Source organism: Minwuia sp. IMCC3009, from assembly GCF_029909415.1.
Lineage (GTDB): Bacteria > Pseudomonadota > Alphaproteobacteria > Minwuiales > Minwuiaceae > Minwuia.
The window spans coordinates 2171561-2192825 of the sequence record NZ_CP123781.1 but is presented as its reverse complement, the minus strand read 5'-3'; the positions used below and the strand labels follow the sequence as shown (position 1 = coordinate 2192825).

Sequence of the window (21265 nt, the reverse complement as noted above, 5' to 3'; positions counted from 1 at the left end):
ACCGCTAACCGGCGCTGGCCCGGCGCTTGTCGCGGCGGATGAAGTAGAGGTTGCGGCTGTAGATGACGATGCCCGTGGTCTGGCCCAGCATGATCACCGGGTCCTCCCGCAGGATGCCATAGGTGAACATCAGGACGCCGCCGGTGATGGAGAAGTACCAGAAGGCCTCCGGCACCACCGACTTGCGGGCCCGCTCCGTCACGATCCACTGCACCAGGAAGCGCATGAAGAACATGCTCTGCGCGAACAGGCCGAAGATGAACAGCCAGACCTCGATCCCGGTCATGCGGTCCCACCAGTTGGCGACCAGGTCGATCATGCACCGCCTCCGTCGCTGCGGGTGACCTCGGTTGCGCCCGGGTTGCGGGCACGATAGCGCAGCCAGACAAAGCCCAGCAGATCCACGATGCCGTCGAGTGCCCGCTTCCAGTTGGTGTACTTGGACTGCCCCGCAGAGCGGTCCCGGTCGCCGATCTCCACCGTGGCCACGTCATGGCCATAGAGCCTGAACAGCGCCGGCATGAAGCGGTGCATGGTGGCGAAGAAGGGCAGTTCCAGATAGTCGGCCCGGCGGAAGGCCTTCAGCCCGCAGCCCGAGTCGGGGCAATCGTCGCGCAGCACGGCCTGTCGGATGGCATTGGCGGCGCGGGACGCGAAGCGGCGGCTGCCCGTCGCCTTCCGTCCGACCCGCCAGCCGTTGACCAGCCCGACGTGCGGCCGGGTCGTGTCGGTCAGCCGTGTCAGCAGGGCCGGAATGTCGGGGGGCGGGTTCTGTCCGTCGCCGTCCAGCGTGATGATGACCTCTGCCTCCACCGCCGCGCGGACACCGCTGCGCACGGCAGCGCTCTGGCCGGACCGGACCTGGTGGCGCAGCACGCGCAGGCGCGGCACCGCGGTCATGGTCTGCCGCAGTTCCTCAGCCGTTGCATCGTCGGAGCCGTCATCGACAACGATGATCGCAACGGGGGGCGTGTCTTTCAGAACGTCGTCGATCTCCGTCACCAGGTGGCCGATATTGCCAGCCTCGTTCATGGCGGGGATCACGACCGCGAAGGTGGTCATCGGGTGCGGGTCCGGTGTGATGGCCAGATCAGTGAAGTGCCCGGCAGGGGCAAAGCGGGTCTCATCGCAGATTTCCGCCCCCCCGTCCATCGCTTGCGCCGGAAGCATGACTGCGGCGCGCCGCCGCGCCGGAGGTTTCCAAGCCCCGCCGCACGCGCTAGATCATGGAGCAGAAATTCTTCATGGAGCATCAGATCATGAGCAGCACCGACCCGATCGTCATTGTTGGTATGGCCCGGACACCGATGGGTGGCTTCCAGGGCGAACTGGGGGGCGAGGTCGCCTCCAGCCTCGGCAGCACGGCGATTGCCGCTGCCCTCGCGCGCGCTGGCGTCAGCGGCGATGACATCGACGAAGTGATCATGGGCAACGTGCTGCCGGCGGGTCAGGGGCAGGCCCCGGCGCGCCAGGCTTCCAAGGGCGCGGGCATTCCCGATGCCGCCAACTGCACGACGATCAACAAGATGTGCGGCTCCGGCATGAAGGCGGCGATGTTCAGCCACGACATGCTGCTGGCCGGTGTGAACGACATCATGGTCGCGGGCGGCATGGAGAGCATGACCAATTCGCCGTACCTGCTGCCCAAGGCACGCGGCGGCATGCGACTGGGTCATGGCGAGGTGAAGGACCACATGTTCCTCGACGGGCTGGAGGACGCCTACGACAAGGGCCGTCTGATGGGCACCTTCGCGGAGGACTGTGCGGAGGCCTATCAGTTCACCCGCGAACAGCAGGACGAGTACGCGATCCGCAGCCTGAAGCGCGCGCAGGGCGCACAGGAAAGCGGCGGCTTTGCCGACGAGATCGCTCCGGTGACCCTGATGACCCGCAAGGGGGAGGTGACCATCGACAGTGACGAACAGCCCCGCAATGCCAACCTGGACAAGATCCCGACGCTGAAGCCCGCCTTCCGCAAGGACGGCACGGTGACGCCCGCCAATTCCTCCTCCATCTCCGATGGTGCCGCCGCTCTGGTCATGATGCGCCAGTCGGAGGCCGAGAAGCGCGGCCTGACCCCGCTGGCCCGGATCATCGGCCACACCAGCCATGCGCAGGAACCGGGCTGGTTCACCACCGCGCCGGTGCATGCGATCAACAAGCTGTACCAGAAGACCGGCTGGGATCCGAAGACGGTCGACCTCTACGAGATCAACGAGGCCTTTGCCGTTGTTCCCATGGCGGCGATTCACGAGCTGGCGCTGGATGTGGAGCGGGTGAACGTGCATGGCGGGGCCTGCGCGCTGGGCCATCCCATCGGGGCCTCCGGCGCGCGCATCCTGGTCACGCTGATCAATGCCCTGAAGACCCACGGCATGAAGCGCGGCATCGCCGGCATCTGCATCGGCGGTGGCGAAGCGACGGCCATGGCGCTGGAACTGACGCACTGAGAGTGATCTTGTAGGGCTGGCGGTGCCATCCCTCTTACCCAGCCGGCCACCCGACAGGGATTCTCCCTTGTGTGGCCGGGAAGGGGAGAGGGGAGGGACGGTCAAATGACAAAACCAGGAGGCGGACCATGAACGATGGGCATAATCTGGCGATCAATGGTGACCGTCTCTGGGACAGTCTGATGGAGATGGCGAAGATCGGAGCGACGGAAAAGGGCGGCAACTGCCGCCTTGCCCTGACCGATCTCGACCGGGAAGGTCGCGATCTTTTCGTTCAGTGGTGCAAGGCGGCAGGCTGCACCATCCGCATCGACCGGATGGGCAACATCTTTGCCCGTCGTGCCGGGACCAATGATGACCTGCCGCCGGTCATGACCGGCAGTCATCTGGATACGCAGCCCACCGGTGGCCGGTTCGACGGGGTCTATGGGGTGCTTGCCGGGCTGGAGGTCATCCGCAGCCTGAATGACCTGGACATCGCCACCGAACATCCGGTGGAGACCGTGGTCTGGACCAATGAGGAAGGCTCCCGTTTCGCGCCTGCCATGGTTGCCTCCGGCGTCTTCGCCGGAGCCTTCGATCTGGAATATGGCCTCAGCCGCGCTGACGTGGACGGCAAGACCATGGGCGAGGAACTGGAACGCATCGGCTATGCCGGGCCGGAGGAGGTCGGTGGCCGCGCCATCCACGCCTTCTTCGAGACCCATATCGAGCAGGGGCCGATCCTGGAGGCAGAGGAGAAGGAGATCGGTGTCGTCACCGACGCCCAGGGCCAGCGCTGGTACGAACTGAACATCACCGGTCAGGAAAGCCACGCCGGGCCGACGCCGATGCCGATCCGCAAGGACGCCCTGCTGGGGGCATCCCGGATCGTCGACCTGGTCAACAGGGTGGGGCTGGATCACGGCCCCGTCGGCTGTGCCACGGTCGGCATGATGCAGGTGCACCCGAACAGCCGGAACGTCATTCCCGGCCATGTCTTCCTGACCATCGACTTCCGTCATCCGGATGCGGATCAGCTTCTCTCCATGGACCGCCAGATGCGCGCAGGCGTGGCGGAGATCGCGGACCGGTCGCGGGTCGAGGTGGATGTCGAGGAGATCTGGCATTCCCCGCCGGTGCCGTTCGACCGCTCCTGCGTCGAGGCCGTGGCCCGCGCCACTGCGGAGCTTGGCTATTCGTCGCGGGAAATCGTCTCCGGCGCCGGTCACGACGCCTGCTACATCTCCCGCGTCGCGCCCACGTCGATGATCTTCATCCCCTGCATCGACGGCATCAGCCACAACGAAGTCGAGGACGCCAAGCCGGAGTGGATCCACGCAGGCGGCAACGTCCTGCTCCGTGCCATGCTGGAGAAAGCGGGGCGGGTTTCGTAGGTCCCGCCAACACTTCCCCACGATGCTCGCGGACCTGATCCGCGAGCCCAGTCTCCGACGCTCGCGCGGCACTCTGGGTGCCCGGATCAAGTCCGGGCACGGCGTGAGTGGGGAGTGAGACGGCTCAGGCGCTGGTGTGCATGTACGGTCCCGATCTCAGGGACGGGCCCACATGCGGGTTTCCTGGCGGCCACGGACCGGTGCGACCATGTTGGCGAAGTCGCAGAGCAGCGGGCGGGTGTCTCGGGGGTCGATCATTTCCTCGATGGCGAAGGTCTCCGCCGTGCGGAACGGGGAGCGCAGCTTGTTCAGACGGTCGGTGATGGCGGCCAGTTCGGCCTCCGGATCCTCCGCCGCATCCAGGTCGGCGCGGTAGGCGGCCTCGATCCCGCCCTCCAGCGGCAGGGAGCCCCAGCGGCCTGACAGCCAGCCGTAGCGCGTGACATAGCGGTTGGACGGCGCATGTGCGCCACCGGCGACGCCGAAGGCATTGCGGATGATCATGGTGCACCAGGGTGTCGTCGTCTGCTCGATCGCCGCCATCGCGCGGACGCCGTGGCGGATGGTGCCGCGCTGTTCTGCCTCCAGCCCGACCTGGAAGCCCGGGCAGTCACACAGGTAGACCACGGGCAGGTGGAAGGTCTCCGCCATGTCCACCATGCGCACGGCCTTCTGGCAGGCGTCGGAGGTCCAGACCCCGCCATAGACGTAGGGGTCACTGGCCAGCAGCAGGACCGGCCAGCCGTCCAGCCGCGCCAGGCCGCTGATGACGGAACGCCCGAACAGCGGTGCAATCTCGAAGAAACTGCCCTTGTCCACCACCGCGTCGATGATGGAGCGCATGCGATAGACCTTGCGGATGTCGCGCGGCACGATCCTGAACAGCTTTTCCTCCCGCCGGTCGACGGGGTCGTCGCACTCCGCGCGGGGCGGCAGATCATCGGTCGAGGAGGGCATGTAGGACAGGAAGCGGCGTGCCTGTTCAAAGGCTTCCTCCTCCGTATCCACGGCATTGTCCACGCCACCGGCGGCAAGCTGGATCTGCCAGCCGCCCAGTTCCTGCTTGGTCAGATCCTGGCCGATACCCTTCACGACCGGCGGCCCGGCCACGAACATGGCGGCCACGTCCTTGCGCATGACGGAGAAGTGGGTGGCGGCCAGTCGCGCGGCACCCAGGCCAGCGACGGAGCCGAGACCCAGGCCGACGGTCGGTACTTCGCCCATGTTGATCATCAGCTGTTCGGCCCCGAAGGACTGGCCCCAGCCGCCCGGCAGGTTGGCGTGGCCCGTGGTCTCGATGGTCTTCACCGAACCGCCGCCGCCGGAGCCTTCGATGATGCGGATGATCGGCATCCGCATTTCCCGCGCCATCTGCTCCGGATGCAGCGCCTTGCCCTTGTTGGTGGCATCGGCGGAACCGCCGCGCACCGTGAAGTCATCGCCGGTCACCACCACCTGGCGCCCGTTGATCAGGCCGCGCCCGGTGACGGAGTTGTTGGGCATCAGGTGAACCAGATTGCCGTCGGCGTCATACTCGCCGCGCCCGACGATGGAGCCGACCTCCTGGAAACTGCCATCGTCCACCAGCCCGGTGATCCGCTCCCGGATCGTCAGGCGGTCGCCGGCATGCTGCCGCGCCACCTTGTCGGGGCCGCCCATGCCCCGCGCCATGCGCTTGCGGGTTTCCAGTTCTTCGAGTTCGGGCGACCAGTCTTTCGTCATTTGGCGGGTATCTCCAGCAGGCTTGGTTTCAGGTTCTTGAACGATCGGGTCAGGCGTGGCCGTTGCGCAGCAGCTTGCCGGGCAGGGCACCGGCGGTATCCACCATGTCCTGGCCGGACTGGCGCAGCAGGGTGCCATTGACGATGACGGCGTCGATGCCGAAGGCATCCGCCACCAGCCGGTCGGCTCCGGCGGGGAAATCATGCACCCGCTGGATCGGGCCGCAGCCCACCGTTTCGGGATCGAAGATCACGATGTCGGCAGGGCGACCCTCGGCCAGGGTGCCGCGGTCGGTGATGCCGAAGACCTCCGCCGGGCGGCTGGTCAGCATCCGCACTGCTTCCTCGACAGAGAACACGCCCTTTTCCCGCACCCAGCGGCCCAGCAGCCAGGTCGGCAGGCAGGCATCGCAGAGCTGGCTGGCGTGCGCGCCGGCATCCGAGAGACCGATGACGGTGGAGGAATCCTTCAGCAGCGGTTCGACCTCGTCTTCCTCGTGATTTGCCACCGGCATCCGGAAACGCGCTTCCAGATCCGTTTCCAGCGACAGGTCGAGGATCAGGTCCGTCATCGCCACGCCCCGTTCCGCCGCGACTTCCCGCAGCAGCCGCTCGGACAGTTCCGGCGCGCCCGGCACATCGGCAATGATGGTCTTCTCGAAGGACCGGATGAAGGTCGGTTTCGCGTTGCCGTCCATCTTGTGACGGAAGGCATCGCGGAATGCCGTGTCGGCATAGATGCGTTTCTTGCCCTCATGATCCGCGCCGCGCACATCGCGGAAGATCGACATGGGCTCGAAGATGAATGGCGCGCTGAACTGCTGTTCGAACATCAGGGCGCGCGGCGTCACCTGCGGGTAGATCGGCAGGCCCAGCGCGTTCAGGTCGGCGGAGCGGCGGAGCTGATCCATGTGATCCCCCTCCGCCAGCGACACACCGGCCAGCAGGGCGGTCCAGGAGATCGGGCGCCCTGTGGCGCGCGCGATCTTCTCGAACTCGTCCAGGAACAGGTCTCGCCCGATGGTGGCCTGCATCAGACCGGTCTTCTGCTCGCCCATGACGGAGGCGAGGCCGAGGATTTCCTCGAAAGTCGCCAGGCGGCTGGGTACGGGGCGGCCTTCGAAACCGGTGTGGGTCACGGCCTTCGACGTGGCAAAGCCCAGCGCACCGGCCTCCAGCCCCTCCGCGAACAGCCCGCGCATGGTGGATAGTTCGTCGTCGGTCGCGGCGCGCTCCGTCGCATCCAGCCCCATGACGTAGAGCCGCAGCGGCGTATGGCCGAACAGGACGCCGAGATTGATGGCGGTTCCCTGCGCCTCCAGCGCATCCATGTACTCGGGAAAGCTCTCGAAGCCCCAGTCGCCAAGTCCGGCGTTCAGGGCATCGACGCTCATCCCCTCCACCTTCTCCAGCGTGCGGACGATCAGATCCCGGTCGGCGGGGCGGGTCGGGGCGACGCCGAAGCCGCAATTGCCGATGACCGCCGTCGTGACGCCATGCCAGGGACTGATGGTCATCATCCGGTCCCAGACGACCTGGGCGTCATAATGGGTATGGATATCGACGAAGCCCGGGGCGACGACATGGCCCTGCGCGTCGATTGTCGTCGTGGCCTCGCCATCGACGGAACCCAACGCGACAACCTTGCCGTCGCGGATGCCGACACTGCCCTGGCGCGACGGTGCGCCCGTGCCGTCGACGATCCGCGCATTGGTGATCTTGATATCCAGCATCGTTCAGGCCTCCCCAGCCGTTCGACAAGTTGGTGACGTCGCCGCGATCAGTTCATGGGCAGATTGTAGAGTTCCCGCACATTGTCATGCAGGATCCGCCGCTTCTCGTGCGCGGTCAGACCCTTCGTGTGTTCGGCCAGCAGGTCCTGGCTCCAGGGCCAGGTGGAGTCCGAATGCGGGAAGTCGTTGGCCCACATCAGGCGGTCCGTGTTCATTTCGTCCTTGGCCTTCAGCGCCGACCAGTCGTCCTGGAACGTCAGATAGATGTTCTCCTTGAAGTAATCGGACGGCATCCGTTCCAGCTCGGCGCAGGTCAGCCAGAAGCGATGGCGCTTGTAGGCATGATCGGCGCGGTACATCCAGTGCGGCGCCCAGCCTGCATCCGCCTCCACACAGACCACCTTCAGATCCGGGTGACGATCGAAGACGCCGCCGAAGATCATCATGCCCAGAATGTCCTGGCAGCCGCGAATGATGGACTGGAATGAATTGATCTTGGCGCCGCGCGTGCGGCCCACCTGGTCGGAGCCGCTGGTCAGGATGTGGAACGACAGCGGCATGCCGAGGTCGACCGCAGCCTCGTAGAACGGGCCGTAGACCTCCGAGTCATAGTCCTCGACCTGGGGATTGCCCGGCATCATGACACCGCGGAACCCCATCTCCCGGGCCTTGCGCAGTTCCTCGATGCCTTCATCGACGGAACGCATGGCGAGCTGTGCCATGCCGAACAGGCGGCCCGGCGCCGGATCGCAGAACTCCTGGAGCCACAGGTTGTAGGCGTCGAAGCAGGCCTTCTTGTAGTCGAAGTCCGGGTGGTTGCAGAGCATCATGCCGACGGAAGGATAGATGATCTCCCCATAGACGCCGTCACGGTCCTGATCCTTCAGCCGTTGCACGGGATCCCAGCCCCCGGGGTGCAGGTCCTTGTAGTTGTCCGCGCCGAAACGCAGGTCCTTCGGGTCGCGCCCGGCCGCTGCGATCAGGCCCATCGGAATGGGCTTCTTCATCCCGTCGATGGCGAACACGTCACCGAACTTGGCGTCATGCACGATGTGCGGCGCCTTGTCCTTCCAGCTCCGGTCGATGCGCGCAGTATAGCAGTCCGGCGGCTCCGTGATGTGCGAGTCCGCTGATATCGGACGGTAATCCATGACTGATCCTCCCCAGGCACACGCGATTTCACGCGATCATTGCCGCAAGGATAGCGCGGGTTTGCCTGCCTGTAAGCCAGCTTTGACGGGCAGGGGGCATGCGCGATGCTGCGGGGCTGACGTCGGGGCAGGTGCGATGGGTCAGGCGACCCTTGCGGCGTCCTCGGCAGTCGCGCCGCGTTCCGGGAAATAGACCGTGACGGTCGTGCCCTCGCCCAGCGCACTCTCGATGGTCAGGGAGCCGCCGTGAAGTTCGGTGAACTTCTTGGCGAGAGGCAGGCCAAGGCCGGTCCCGTCGTACTTGCGACCCAGCGAACTGTCGATCTGGCGGAATGCAGTCAGCGCCTGGGGAATGTCTTCCGCCCGCATGCCGATGCCGGTGTCGCTGACCGCAATGCGGAACCCATTGTCCATACGTTCCGCGACCACGCTGATGCTGCCGGAGGCCGGTGTGAACTTGACCGCATTGGAGATCAGGTTGATCAGGATCTGCTTCAGCTTCTGGCTGTCGGCCATGACCTCACCGATGTCCGGTTCCACCCGGATCTCCAGATCCGTGCCCATGTTGTGCGGGCAGGCCATGCGCGCGGATATCTGAATGACCTCGGCAATATCGATCGGCTCCGGGCTGAGCGTCAGGCTGCCCGCCTCCGCCTTGGAGAGGTTGAGGATATTGTTGATGAGACCCAGCAGGTGCTGCCCGGAATCGAGGATGTCGCCCGCGTAGTCCTTGTACTTCGGCGTGCCGAGAGGGCCGAAGGACTCCGCGCTCATGACTTCGGAGAAGCCGATGATGGCGTTCAGCGGGGTGCGCAATTCGTGGCTGACGGCGGCAAGGAATTCGGATTTTGCCCTGCTGGCGGCCTCCGCCTCGTTCCGGGCCACGGCCAGGTTGTCGGCGAAGCGGGAAAGGGTTTCCTTCTGCTCGGTCAGCTTGGTCTTTGTCTGCTGCAGTTCCTCGATGCGCGCGGCCAGCGTGGCCTCATGCTTCTTCATCTCGGTGATGTCGGAGAAGATCAGCACCAGGCCGTCGTCGGCAGTCTTGTTCGCTGCCACCCGGTACCAGCGCCCCTTGGCCCCCGAGAACTCCCGACGCAGGTCGCCGCGACGCAGTTCTTCCATCATCCGCCGGCGCGCGAGTGCGCCCATGCCTTCGGGCATGTTCAGCAGACGGGCGTCGAACAGTCCCGCGACGATCTCGTCCAGGGTGCCTTCCGTCCTCAGCAGGTGGCCGGCCGGTGCGAAGGCGTTGGCCAGCGTCCGGTTGCACATCAGGAACTGCCCCGTGCTGGCAAAGAGCGCGATACCTTCGGATGCGGCGGCGATGGCGTCCTTGACGGATCGCCGCGCGCTCTCTGCATCGGACTCGGCCATGCGTTGCCGCGTGATGTCGGCGGCGACGCCGCGGTACCCGAGAAAGCGTCCGGTGCTGTCGTGCATCGGATGCGCGGCGAGCCGCAACTGGACCGGCCCATGCTTGCCCACGAGCTTGAGGGGACAGGTGACGTCACTGAAGTGCTCATGCTCGCGCATCAGGCGCTGCAGGTCGCGCACGACTGCCGGATCGCGCCGCAGGTCCGAGACCTCGATGAAGCGCTTGCCGATCAGGCTCTGCGGCGGGACACCGGTGATCTGCTCGAACCGGCCCGAGACGGAAACGAAACGGTGGTTGGCATCGGTTTCCCAGACCCAGTCGGAAGCAATCTGCGTCAGGCGGATATAGCGGGCTTCGCTGTCGCGGAGTGCGCGTTCGCGCTGCGTTGCCTCGGTCATGTCGCGGGCGATCAGCATCCGCGGTCCGTCGTCCAGAAACACCTGGCCGAGGTCCAGGGTACGTCCGTCATGCAGTTCCAGCCTGATTTCATGCAGGTCGCCACGCAGGAACTTCCGGACCAGAACGGATGACGCTTCCGGGGAGGGCATGGCCTGATCGGCGCCGACACCCACGGTTCGCGCCTGCTCCGTGATCCGCTGGATGAAAGGCAGGCGGTCCAGACTGGGGAATCCCTTCAGCACGCCGGTGGGGGTGGTTATCAGCTGATCATTGTGGCTGAACAGGGCCAGCCCATCGACCAGTACCCCCATCCGGGTAACCATCGCGGTCGTCAACTGGCGCCGCCTGGTCATCCAGAATGCGACGGCGACCCCGAACCCGAAGACGGATGCAACGACGCCCGCCGCAACCTGTGCCTCGAACGATCCGGCCCAGCGATAGGTAACCGCCACGAAGCCCGCACCGGCAAGCGTGACGAGCAGCAGGATCACTGACGTGTGGATCGGCCTGCGGGACCAGAAATGGCGCACACCAGCCAGGAAATCGTGAGGGATTTCCGCCTCCGAACCGGTCGGGGTATGGGGGTGTGACGCACTCATTTCCAAACTATGCGGTGACAGCGGTAAAGGGAGTCCTAACAGCCAGCATGTTGCTGATCCGGATATTTCCCTTTTCGTTTAGGCATTTGGTGCCAGCAGCCACAAGAGTATCCACAGGCTGTCCCGACCGGGGACGCCTGTGGAGATGCCGTGTCAGTTCTTGCCCGCGTCATAGGCTGCCAGCGCCGCAGCAGAGACCAGGTCGGAAACGGAGGACCCGATCGGCACCACCTGCGCCGGGTGGGACAGGCCGACCAGCAGCGGACCGAGCACGGTCGCGCCACCGAGGGACTGGAGCAGCTTGGCCGCGATATTGGCGGACTGCAGTCCCGGCATGATCAGCACATTCGCCGGACCTGAGAGCCGCGAGAACGGATAGAGTTCCATCAGTTCGGGGTTGAGCGCGACATCCACCGACATCTCGCCATCATATTCGAAGTCCAGTTCCCGGGAATCCAGCAGGGACACGGCACCACGGATATTGTCGGACGTGACGTGGGTCGAATTGCCGAATGTCGAGTAGGAAACCAGACCGACGCGCGGCTCATGCCCCATCTGGCGTGCCATGGCCGCAGCCTGGACCGCGATGTCGGCAAGCTCCACGGACGTCGGCAGTTCGTGCACTGTCGTGTCAGCGATGAACACGGTGCGTCCCCGCGAAAGCAGCATGGTCAAACCGAACACCCGCTGACCCTGGCGCGGGTCGATGACCCGCCGGACGTCCTCGTAGGCAAAGGAGAAACGCCGTGTGACGCCGGTGACCATCGCGTCGGCGTCGCCATTGGCAACCATGCAGGCGGCGAACACGTTGCGGTCGGTGTTCACCAGCCGCTGACAATCGCGGTACAGCAGCCCGCGGCGCTGCCAGCGGGCATAGAGGAAGTCGTAGTAGGTTTCGCGATTGTCGAAATCCCGGGCACTGACGATCTCGAGTTCGTCAGGGTCATGACCCATGTCGCGGATCATCTCCTGCACCCGCTCCGGATAGCCGATCAGCACCGGTGTGCCATAGCCTTCCTGCTTGAAGGCCATCGCGGCGCGAATGACCTTCTCTTCCTCACCCTCCGCGAAGACAACCCGCTTCGGATTGGCACGAACCTCATCGAAGATCAGCTGCAGCACGCCAAAGGTCGGGTCGAGGCGCGCGCGCAGTTCGTTGACATAGTTCTCCATGTCCACGATCGGCTTGCGTGCCACGCCGCTGGCCATCGCGGCCTCGGCGACTGCCGGCGGGATGGCGGAGATCAGGCGCGGGTCGAAAGGTGTCGGGATGATGTATTCCGGTCCGAACTGCAGCCGTGTGCCGCGATAGGCGCGCGCGACCTCGTCGGGCACGTCTTCCCGCGCCAGGTCGGCCAGGGCCTCCGCGGCGGCGATCTTCATCTGCTCGTTGATCGTTGTCGCGCGGACATCCAGCGCGCCGCGGAAGATATACGGGAAGCCCAGGACATTGTTCACCTGGTTGGCATAGTCGGACCGCCCGGTTGCCACGATGGCGTCGGAGCGGACTTCGGCGATATCCTCCGGCGTGATCTCGGGGTCCGGGTTGGCCATCGCGAAGATCACCGGATTGTCGGCCATCGAGGCGACCATCTTCTTGGTCACGGCCCCCGCCACCGACAGTCCGAAGAACACGTCGCAATCGACCATTGCATCTTCCAGCGTGCGGGCATCCGTCTCCGCCGCATGGGCCGACTTCCACTGGTTCATGCCTTCTTCGCGGCCGCGATAGACGACGCCCTTGGAGTCGCACATGACCACGTTGTTGACGCCGACGCCCATGGCCTTGACCAGTTCGATGCAGGCGATGGAGGCCGCGCCCGCGCCGTTCACCACCATGCGCACGTCGGAAAGTTTCCGGCCTGTCAGCGCGCAGGCATTGATCAGGCCGGCGGCGGCGATGATAGCCGTGCCATGCTGATCGTCATGGAACACCGGGATGTCGAGCAGCTCCCGAAGCCGCTGTTCGATCACGAAGCATTCCGGCGCCTTGATGTCTTCCAGGTTGATGCCGCCGTAGGTCGGGGCGATCACGCGGACGGTTGCGATGATCTCGTCCACGTCCGTGGAATCGAGCTCGACATCGATGCCGTCAACATCGGCGAAGCGCTTGAACAGGACCGCCTTGCCCTCCATCACCGGCTTGGAGCCGAGGGGGCCGAGGTCACCAAGACCCAGCACGGCCGTGCCGTTGGAGATGACAGCGACCAGATTGCCCTTGGCCGTGAAGTCATAGACCTGGTTCGGGTCGCGATGGATGATCCGGCAGGGTTCCGCGACCCCGGGGCTGTAGGCCAGTGAGAGATCCCGCTGGGTTGCCATCGGCTTTGTGGCCACCACCTCGATCTTGCCCGGACGTCCGGTGGAGTGGAAGATCAGTGCCTCCTGGTTGAGGCTTCGGTTGCGGTCATCGCTCATGGTGGCGCCTTGCGGTTCAGTTGTCGCTTTGCAAGCGGGAATCTTGATTGGGCGTGAATTCGCCGTGAGGGGACTTTTGATCGGGCCGCGACCGGCTGTCAAACCTTTGCAGCGGCCTCGAAAGCAAGACTGAACACCGAACCATGGCCGGGCGTGCTCTCGACAAACACCTGTCCACCCTGTTGTTCGACCATCGTGCGGACAAGGGCCAGGCCAAGTCCGGTGCCCTGCTGGGAGCGTGTTCGCACGCTGTCTACCTGCACGAAAGGCTCGAAGATGTCGTCAAGCTGGTCCTTCGGGATGCCGAACCCGGAATCGGCAACGCGTATGAAGATCCGCCCGTCCGGCTCCTCAACCGCATCGACGTGCACCGTGCTTTCGGCAGGGGAGAACTTGATGGCGTTGGAGAGCAGGTTCAGCATCACCTGACGCATTGCTTGGTCATCACAGATGATCTGCATCTGCTCGGGCGGTGTCGTGAACTCGATCGCGATACGGGCCTGCTCCGCCTGCCCACGGACGATCCGGACCGCGTTCTCGATGATCTCGCCGACGGGTATTTCCTCCATCTGGTAGGTGTGGGCACCTCTCTCCAGCTTCGCGAGATCAAGGATGGTGTTGATCATCTGCAGCAGGTGCATTCCGCCGAACGAAATGTCCTCCGCCGTCTGCAGGTACCTCTCGTCGCCGACGGGCCCCAGGGACTGGTTCCTGATCATGTCGGCGCCGCCGATGATGGCGTTCAGCGGTGTCCGCAGCTCGTGGCTCATGCTGGCCAGGAAATCCGAAGTGGCCTTGCTGGTCCTTTCCGCACGGGCACGATGGAAGGCGGATTCGTCTGCCGCGGCGCGGAGTGCCGCCTGTTGGCGCAGCCCCTGCTGCTCACGTGCCATGGTTGCGGCAACAAGACGATGGATGATGAGGGTGGTCGGGAACGCCGTGACGATGGGCATGACAATCGGCATCACCACGGATATCGGGTTGCCGAGGTAGTCTAGGCCGATGATTTCATAGGAGACCAGACAGGTCACAAATGTAACGACCGTGATCGCGACCGTCGCCAGCATCAAGCTCCTGACGGCACCGAAACGGGTCACGAGGTATCTGGCAAAGCGCCCGAAACCGTTATCGACGGCCTTGATGTCGCGGCGCTCTGCTTCTGTCAGTTCTGCAACAGGTTGTGTCACGGCAGCAGGAGCATTTCAGATGCTTCCGCCAGGGATACCGGTGCCGTGTCCAGCAGGCGGGCAGACGCGGCACGGTTGAATGCGCCATCCTCCGTCGAAAGCGGGTCCGATGGTTTCAGCCGGTGATCGATCACCATGCGCGCCAGCAGCAGGCGGCGGGCGTCTTCTCCACGGGACCCGAGCGTCGCCCCTTCCCAGGCCATCAGGGAGGCGGTCACGCTGTGATACAGCGCGCTGGAAACCCGCCGGGCCTGGGTCTCGTCACCCCGGCGTGCAACTTCGTCGGCCATGGCCGTGGCGCGGTCGAGGCAGTCGCCCGCCGCGTCGCGCAGCGCCGGGGGCAGGGCATTGCTGGCGGCAAGCCGCTCGCTGATGTCTGCCGCCAGGGCAGTGTGTGCCCCTACCTTCGCGACCGCACGGGTCAGGACATCGAGACCATTGATGTTGCTCGTCCCCTCCCAGAGCAGCCCGATCTGCGAGTCGCGTATCAGGCGCGGATTGACGAAGTCCTCGATGTATCCATTGCCGCCGCGCATCTCCATCGACGCGGTTGCCACCCCCGGATTGTCGCGACAGGCGCGGAACTTGTAGAGCGGCGTCACGATCCTGAGGCGGGTTTCCGCAGCCTTGTCCCCGGCCTTGGCCGCGTCCATCTGCTGGGCCGCGTAGGCATACATGCTCAGCGACTGCTCCGTCGGCACCATCATCTTCATCAGTTGCCGTTGCGCCAGCGGCATGTCGGCGACCTGCTGGCCGAAGGCCGTGCGGGACTCGGCGGCGACCAGAGCCTCGTTCAGGCACCGCCGCATGAGGGCGGCAGCCCGCACACCGTGGCTGAGACGGGAGAGGTTCACCTGCGCCATCATCTGGTGGATGCCATCCTCCACATCGCCGACCACCCAGGCCTGCGCGCCCTCCATGACGATCTCTCCCGATGCCATGGAATTGGTGCCCAGCTTGTCCTTAAGCCGCATGATCCGGTAGTTGTTACGGCTGCCGTCCGGCAAGGTCTTCGGCATCACGAACAGGCCAAGCCCGCGCGTTCCTGCGCCGCGCCCCTCCGGCCTGGCCAGCAGCAATGCCACATCCGCATCGGTGTTGCTGCAGAACCATTTCTCGCCATAGAGGCGCCATCCGCCGTCTTCCTGCCGCGCAATGGTCTCGACCAGACCGACGTCCGAACCACCGGCCTTCTCCGTCATGAACTGCGAACAGCGCAGCATGGTATCCGCGTCCTGTACGGCGATGCGGTCGGCAAAATTCTCCTGGATTGCGGCATCGCCGAACTTCAGCAGCATGGCCAGGCCGGTGTCTGTAAGGCTGACCGGACACATCAGGCCGAATTCTGCCTGCACGAACAGATAGGTGAAGGCGTACTTGGCGATTGCCGGAACGGTTTCCGGCCAGTCCAGCACGCCGGGCCTGTGACTCATCATGTGCAGGCCAAACTCCGTGAAGGCGACCCGTTCCATGTCACGATAGGCAGGATGATATTCGATCCATTCCTGGTCCCGACCGAACCGGTCGCGATAGTGCAGCCGGGGCGGGTGCCGTTCGGCGATATCGGCCAGTTCATCGAGCGAGCCGCCCGCGACCTCGCCGAGGCGCTGCCAGTGCGGCCACATGTGCTCCCGCAGGGAATCCGGGCAATAGATCTTCAGCAATGACTGGAGTGACCGGTCAATCTCGAAGAAATTCTGACCCCGTACGTCCCGTGCCAGTTTAGCAGCGCTGATGCTCGTATCGATAACTGGCGCATTCATCCTGTTTCGTCGCTCCCCAACATGTTCTCTCGTATCAAAGAATGCGACACAGGGGAGGTGTGCGCAACTGACTGGACATCGTGTGCGCATCTAGCTGTCCCGAAGGTGCACGTCCGCACCGTGACGGACATCGCATGGTGTCTCATTATGAAACGCGAAATCTTGATCATCGCTGATTTTGCTTGGTTTCTTCCTTGTGGGGGCACATTTGAGACTGGCACGGCTGTTGCGTCGCAGCATTCACGTGTTTTTCATCTGGTCGTGGCCCTCTGGTGGCACATGATCGCCAAGGTAGAGCGGAGGCCCTGATGGCCGACAAGGACATGATCACCGGTGAGATCGACGCGGCATTTTCCTATGCGACGGGGAAGAACGTTGATGCCAAGGACGGCAAGCTGAAGGTTCACCAGGCCGATGTTTCCTCCACGTCGGTAAGCAAGCTGCGCATTGAGGCTGCAGACGACAAGGATCCGCAGACGCTTGATTCCGGCGAGAAGATCAATTTCAGCTTCGTCAATGAGCGTGGCGAGACGGTCAGTGTGACCGACGCAAAGGTCGAACGTTCCACGAGTGCCGATGGTGCCGACGATACCGGGTTCCTGGCCGCCGTGGGTGAGACCGCAGACGGGGAAGAGATCGCCCTGCTGGTGGCCTTTGATGTAGAGAGCATTGAAGCGGGGCAGGCCTTCATTGCCAACGAGAAGGATGCCGAGAAGGCTGGCGAGGGCAAGGAATCCGTTTCCATTTCGTCACTTGGCGTGGAGGAGCCGGAGCCCGCCGCTGAAGAACCTGAACTCCGGGCTCCGAGCCGGGATCGCGGCAACAGGGTCGGACCCGTCGAGGAAGAGGCCGAGAAGGTTGATGACCAGAAGTTGAGCGGCAACTACGAGGATGATGACATCGAAGGTGCCGCCGGCAATGACGAGATCAAGGGTGAAAGCGGCAATGACACCCTTGAGGGTGCGGCTGGTGACGACACCCTGTTCGGCGCAAGCGGCGAGGACGAACTGTCCGGTGGCGATGGCGATGACCTGCTGGAAGGTGAATCCCAGGACGACACCCTGAGCGGTGACGCGGGCGCTGACACGCTGCTCGGTGCCAGTGGTGAGGACGCCATCGAGGGCGGCGAGGGCGATGACGTCGCTGATGGCGGGGCGCAGAATGACAAGCTGAGCGGCAATGCCGGTGACGACACACTGTTCGGGGATTCCGGCGATGACACCCTGGCGGGCGGTGAAGGCCAGGACGAACTCTATGGTGGTTCCGGCGATGACCTGTTCATCGCAGGCGAAGGCGGGGGTGTGATCTCTGGCGGATCCGGCAAGGACACTGTTGATTTCTCTGATGTGGATGGCGCGGTGTTCGACGCGGAAAGCAATACGGTTTCCGCAGGCGGCAACGTCTTCACGCTGGAAGATATCGAGGAAGTGCTCGGTGTGTCCCTCAAGGACGACAAGGACGACAAGGACGACAAGGACGACAAGGACGACAAGGACGACAAGGACGACAAGGACGACAAGGACGACAAGGACGACAAGGACGACAAGGACGACAAGGACGACAAGGACGACAAGGACGACAAGGACGACAAGGACGACAAGGACGACAAGGACGACAAGGACGACAAGGACGACAAGGATATGGTCAGCGGCCGGATCGATGCCACGTTCAGCTACGCGAGCGGCAAGAACATTGATGCAAAGGATGGCAAGGACGATTTCCACATTGCGGATGTGGACTCGGGCTCCGTCAGCAACCTGAAGATCGTCGCGGAGAATGACAAGGACCCGCAGACGCTGGATTCGAAGGAGAAGATCGACTTCAGCTTCACCGACGAGAACGGTGCTGTGATCGAAGTCTTTGACGCAAAGATCGGTGTTTCGAACAGCGAGAGCGGTGACGCCGATTCCGGCTACCTGACTGCGGTCGGCGAGACTGCCGATGGCACCGAGATCGCCTTGCTGCTGACATTTGAAATGGCGGAGATCAAGGCCGGTCAGCAATTCTTCACCGATGAGAAGGATGCGGAGAAGGGTGGTCTTGGCAAGGAGTCCGTATCGCTTTCCTCCCTCACCGTCGGCGGTGAGGAGACCGACGCTGGTACGGACGACAATCTGAACGGCGACCACCTGAACAATGCCATCAGCGGCGGTGCGGGCAACGACACCATCAACGGCCAGAGCGGCGATGACACGCTTTTCGGTGACGATGGCGACGACAGCCTGCTGGGGGGCAGCGGTACCGACGAGCTGGACGGTGGCGCAGGCAATGACACGCTGAACGGTCAGTCGCAGGACGACACGATTCGTGGCGGTGACGGCAATGACCAGATCCGCGGCGAGGATGGCGCGGACGTGATCGACGGCGGCACCGGTGGTGACACCATCAACGGCGGATCGCAGGACGATGTGATCGACGGCGGCGACGGCAACGACCAGATCCATGGCGAGGACGGCGCGGACACGATCAAAGGCGGTGCCGGCGACGACACCATCGACGGCGGCTCCCAGGCCGATGTGATCGACGGTGGCGACGGCGCCGATTCCATCGAGGCTGGCAGCGACAATGACACTGTCCGCGGCGGTGCCGGCAATGACGTCATCTCCGCCAGTTCGGGCGAGAACGTCCTGGACGGCGGTGCAGGCAATGACACCATCTCCGGCGGCTCCAGCGCCGACACCATCATCGGCGGCGAAGGCCGTGATGTGATGTCCGGCAGCCATGGCGATGACCTGTTCATCGCCGGTTCCGGCGGTGGCGAGATCTTCGGCGGCACCGGCAACGACACGGTGGATTTCTCCGGTGTCGATGGCGCGGTCTATGACGCGGAGGCCGGAACGGTCACCGTGGGCGAGAACGTGTTCCAGCTCACCGACGTGGAAACCGTGCTGGGTGTGACCGAGCCGGAACCGGAACCCGATCCGGAGCCCCTGTTCACCGAAGGCAACAACAACGTCGATTTTGATGCCATCGACACGTCGGACTTCCTGGAGGGCACGACGGATGCCGCGCTGGGCGGCGATGACACCGTGTCCCTGTCGGACCGCGAGGATGGCAATGTACGCATCTTTGCCGCTGGCGGCGGTAACGACCAGATCACCGGTCGCAGCCAGGACGACCATGTGCTCGGCGAAGCAGGCAATGACATCCTGATCGGCGGCGAGGGTGGTGACACCCTGGACGGCGGTGATGACGATGACACCCTGCGTGGTGATGCCGGGGCAGACAGTCTTGTCGGCGGTGCCGGTGCGGACCTGCTGCGTGGCGGTGCCGATGACGATGTTCTGGACGGCGGTGACGGCGACGACGAGGCACGCGGTGGCGATGGTGCCGACACCATGATCGGCGGCGCAGGCAACGACAACCTGCGCGGTGAACTCGGCAACGACACCGTCACCGGTGGTGATGGCGAGGACACGCTGTTCGGCTCGGGCGGCAACGATACCGTCACCGGCGGCCTTGGCGATGACCTGCTGCAGGGCAATTTCGATAATGACCTGCTGTTTGGTGGAGAAGGCAACGACACGCTCAACACAGGCGGCCAGAACGACACGGCCTTTGGTGGCGCCGGCAATGACAGTCTTCTCGGCCTGACCGGCCATGACAGCCTGGATGGCGGCGACGGTGACGACAGCCTGCGTGGCGACGTTCACGATGACACGCTGATCGGCGGTGCCGGTGCGGACAACCTGCGCGGCGGTACCGACAACGACCAGCTCTTCGGCGGTTCCGGAAACGACTTCGCTGATGGCGAGGAAGGTGATGACCTGGTCGATGGTGGTGCAGGCGACGACACGGTCCGTGGCGGTGACGGTGCCGATACGCTGGACGGCGGCGACGGCAATGACCGCCTGCGCGGCGGCACCGGCGACGACCGGATCACGGCAGGTATCGGTGATGACTTCGTCAATGCCGACCCGGGCAATGACTCGGTCGATGGTGGCGCGGGCAATGACACGATCTCCGGTCTTGGTGGTTCAGACACCATCACGGCAGGCGAGGGCGCTGATCTGGTTCGCGGTGGCCACCTGCACGATGTGATCTCCGGTGATGCGGGCGATGACACGCTGGAAGGCGAGACCGGTGATGACACCCTCGACGGCGGAGACGGCGCGGACGAACTGCGCGGCGGGTCCGGCAATGACCAGATCTTCGGCGGTCTTGGCGACGATTTCGTGCTGGCAGGCGAGGGCAATGACTTCGTCTCGGTTGGCGAAGGTGCTGACGAGGCCTTCGGCGAAGGCGGCAATGACACGCTGATCGGCGGTGTCGAGGCCGATACGCTGGTCGGCGGCGGCGGTGCGGACCTGATCGAAGGTGGCGCGGGCAGTGACTACATCGACGGCGGTATCAACAAGGATACCATCAACGCCGGTGACGGCGACGATGTGGTCTTTGCCAATTCCGACGATGACGTGGTTGACGCGGGTGCCGGCAATGACTTCGTCAACAGTGGCTCGGGCGCGGACAGTGTCATCGGCGGCGACGGCGACGACATGGTGTTCGGCAGCAGCGGGAAGGACACGCTGGACGGCGGCGCCGGGAATGACACGATCGGTGGCGGCACCAGCCGCGACCTCATCACCGGCGGTGCCGGCGATGATGAACTGCACGGCGACGGTGGCTTCGACACCCTGTTCGGTGACGACGGCTTCGACCGCATGCTGGGCGACAATGGCGACGATCAGCTGTTCGGTGGTCTGGGCGGCGACACGCTGGAAGGCGGCCAGGGCGATGACCTGCTGGATGGTGGCGAAGGCTTCGACACCTTCCTGTTCAGGGCGGGCAGCGACAGTTCATCGAACAACGACGTCATCAATGATGTCGATATCGGCAACCGGCTGATCCTGGAAGGTGCCGACGGCAGTGTCGGACTGGACGATGTCGATTTCATCGACAATGGCGACGGCAGCTGGACGGCGAAGTTCCCCGCCGGCGCCGGGTCGGTCACCTTCGACGAGACGGTCGTGACCCAGATCGACCTGTCGGACGGCCTGGGCGGCGTCAATGCCTCCATGCTCTACGACGCCGCGCAGGGCGCCTACGAAGTGTTCGATCAGGACAACAACCTGCTGTTCCTGATGTGATTTCGG

The 21265-nt window shown here is 64.3% G+C and carries 12 protein-coding genes; 3 read left to right on the top strand and 9 right to left on the bottom strand.

The window, feature by feature from the left end; all coding sequences use genetic code 11:
* Positions 1-4 precede the first annotated feature (4 nt).
* Positions 5-319, bottom strand: a complete 315-nt coding sequence (locus QGV55_RS10280) for a lipid-A-disaccharide synthase N-terminal domain-containing protein (RefSeq protein WP_281016900.1) — start codon at positions 317-319, stop codon at positions 5-7.
* Positions 316-1170, bottom strand: coding sequence for a glycosyltransferase family 2 protein (locus QGV55_RS10275; RefSeq protein ID WP_281016901.1), 855 nt, complete (start codon positions 1168-1170; stop codon positions 316-318). Before QGV55_RS10275 ends, QGV55_RS10280 begins: the two co-directional genes overlap by 4 nt.
* A gap of 89 nt (positions 1171-1259) precedes the next feature.
* Between QGV55_RS10275 and QGV55_RS10270 the strand changes: the two genes are divergently transcribed.
* Together QGV55_RS10270 and QGV55_RS10265 are read left to right on the top strand one after the other, a co-directional pair.
* A complete protein-coding gene (locus QGV55_RS10270; RefSeq protein ID WP_281016902.1) occupies positions 1260-2450 on the top strand; it encodes an acetyl-CoA C-acyltransferase in 1191 nt (396 codons plus the stop codon).
* Between the two features lie 128 nt (positions 2451-2578).
* Positions 2579-3826 (top strand): Zn-dependent hydrolase, encoded by a 1248-nt coding sequence (locus tag QGV55_RS10265; RefSeq protein ID WP_281016903.1) that lies wholly within the window; start codon positions 2579-2581, stop codon positions 3824-3826.
* Positions 3827-3982: 156 nt separating this feature from the next.
* Here the strand turns inward: QGV55_RS10265 and QGV55_RS10260 are convergent, their stop codons facing one another.
* The 7 genes from QGV55_RS10260 to QGV55_RS10230 all read right to left on the bottom strand — a co-directional run bounded on the left by QGV55_RS10260 (position 3983) and on the right by QGV55_RS10230 (position 16172).
* Entirely contained in the window at positions 3983-5548 is a 1566-nt protein-coding gene (locus QGV55_RS10260; RefSeq protein WP_281016904.1) for a carboxyl transferase domain-containing protein, read from the bottom strand.
* 49 nt (positions 5549-5597) lie between these two features.
* On the bottom strand, positions 5598-7280 hold the full coding sequence (locus QGV55_RS10255) for an amidohydrolase family protein (protein ID WP_281016905.1): 1683 nt from the start codon (positions 7278-7280) through the stop codon (positions 5598-5600).
* Between the two features lie 47 nt (positions 7281-7327).
* Positions 7328-8431, bottom strand: coding sequence for an amidohydrolase family protein (locus QGV55_RS10250; RefSeq protein ID WP_281016906.1), 1104 nt, complete (start codon positions 8429-8431; stop codon positions 7328-7330).
* Between the two features lie 141 nt (positions 8432-8572).
* Complete coding sequence (locus tag QGV55_RS10245; RefSeq protein ID WP_281016907.1) at positions 8573-10804, bottom strand: PAS domain-containing sensor histidine kinase; 2232 nt, start codon at positions 10802-10804, stop codon at positions 8573-8575.
* A gap of 153 nt (positions 10805-10957) precedes the next feature.
* A complete protein-coding gene (locus QGV55_RS10240; protein WP_281016908.1) occupies positions 10958-13222 on the bottom strand; it encodes an NADP-dependent malic enzyme in 2265 nt (754 codons plus the stop codon).
* A 98-nt stretch (positions 13223-13320) separates the two neighbouring features.
* Positions 13321-14409 carry a HAMP domain-containing sensor histidine kinase gene (locus QGV55_RS10235; RefSeq protein WP_281016909.1) on the bottom strand — a complete coding sequence of 363 codons (1089 nt, stop codon included), beginning with the start codon at positions 14407-14409 and terminating at the stop codon, positions 13321-13323.
* On the bottom strand, positions 14406-16172 hold the full coding sequence (locus tag QGV55_RS10230) for an acyl-CoA dehydrogenase family protein (RefSeq protein ID WP_281016910.1): 1767 nt from the start codon (positions 16170-16172) through the stop codon (positions 14406-14408). The genes QGV55_RS10235 and QGV55_RS10230 overlap by 4 nt, the downstream gene beginning before the upstream one ends.
* 308 nt (positions 16173-16480) lie before the next feature.
* Between QGV55_RS10230 and QGV55_RS10225 the strand changes: the two genes are divergently transcribed.
* On the top strand, positions 16481-21259 hold the full coding sequence (locus QGV55_RS10225; protein WP_281023661.1) for a calcium-binding protein: 4779 nt from the start codon (positions 16481-16483) through the stop codon (positions 21257-21259).
* Positions 21260-21265 lie beyond the last annotated feature (6 nt).

What these genes read in the sequence shown, in the direction of transcription:
- QGV55_RS10225 (WP_281023661.1), top strand. Translation starts at nt 16,481, where the DNA reads ATGGCCGACAAGGACATGATCACCGGTGAGATCGACGCGGCATTTTCC.
- QGV55_RS10255 (WP_281016905.1), bottom strand. Translation starts at nt 7,280, where the DNA reads ATGCTGGATATCAAGATCACCAATGCGCGGATCGTCGACGGCACGGGC.
- QGV55_RS10270 (WP_281016902.1), top strand. Translation starts at nt 1,260, where the DNA reads ATGAGCAGCACCGACCCGATCGTCATTGTTGGTATGGCCCGGACACCG.
- QGV55_RS10265 (WP_281016903.1), top strand. Translation starts at nt 2,579, where the DNA reads ATGAACGATGGGCATAATCTGGCGATCAATGGTGACCGTCTCTGGGAC.
- QGV55_RS10230 (WP_281016910.1), bottom strand. Translation starts at nt 16,172, where the DNA reads ATGAATGCGCCAGTTATCGATACGAGCATCAGCGCTGCTAAACTGGCA.
- QGV55_RS10260 (WP_281016904.1), bottom strand. Translation starts at nt 5,548, where the DNA reads ATGACGAAAGACTGGTCGCCCGAACTCGAAGAACTGGAAACCCGCAAG.
- QGV55_RS10240 (WP_281016908.1), bottom strand. Translation starts at nt 13,222, where the DNA reads ATGAGCGATGACCGCAACCGAAGCCTCAACCAGGAGGCACTGATCTTC.
- QGV55_RS10280 (WP_281016900.1), bottom strand. Translation starts at nt 319, where the DNA reads ATGATCGACCTGGTCGCCAACTGGTGGGACCGCATGACCGGGATCGAG.
- QGV55_RS10245 (WP_281016907.1), bottom strand. Translation starts at nt 10,804, where the DNA reads ATGAGTGCGTCACACCCCCATACCCCGACCGGTTCGGAGGCGGAAATC.
- QGV55_RS10275 (WP_281016901.1), bottom strand. Translation starts at nt 1,170, where the DNA reads ATGCTTCCGGCGCAAGCGATGGACGGGGGGGCGGAAATCTGCGATGAG.
- QGV55_RS10250 (WP_281016906.1), bottom strand. Translation starts at nt 8,431, where the DNA reads ATGGATTACCGTCCGATATCAGCGGACTCGCACATCACGGAGCCGCCG.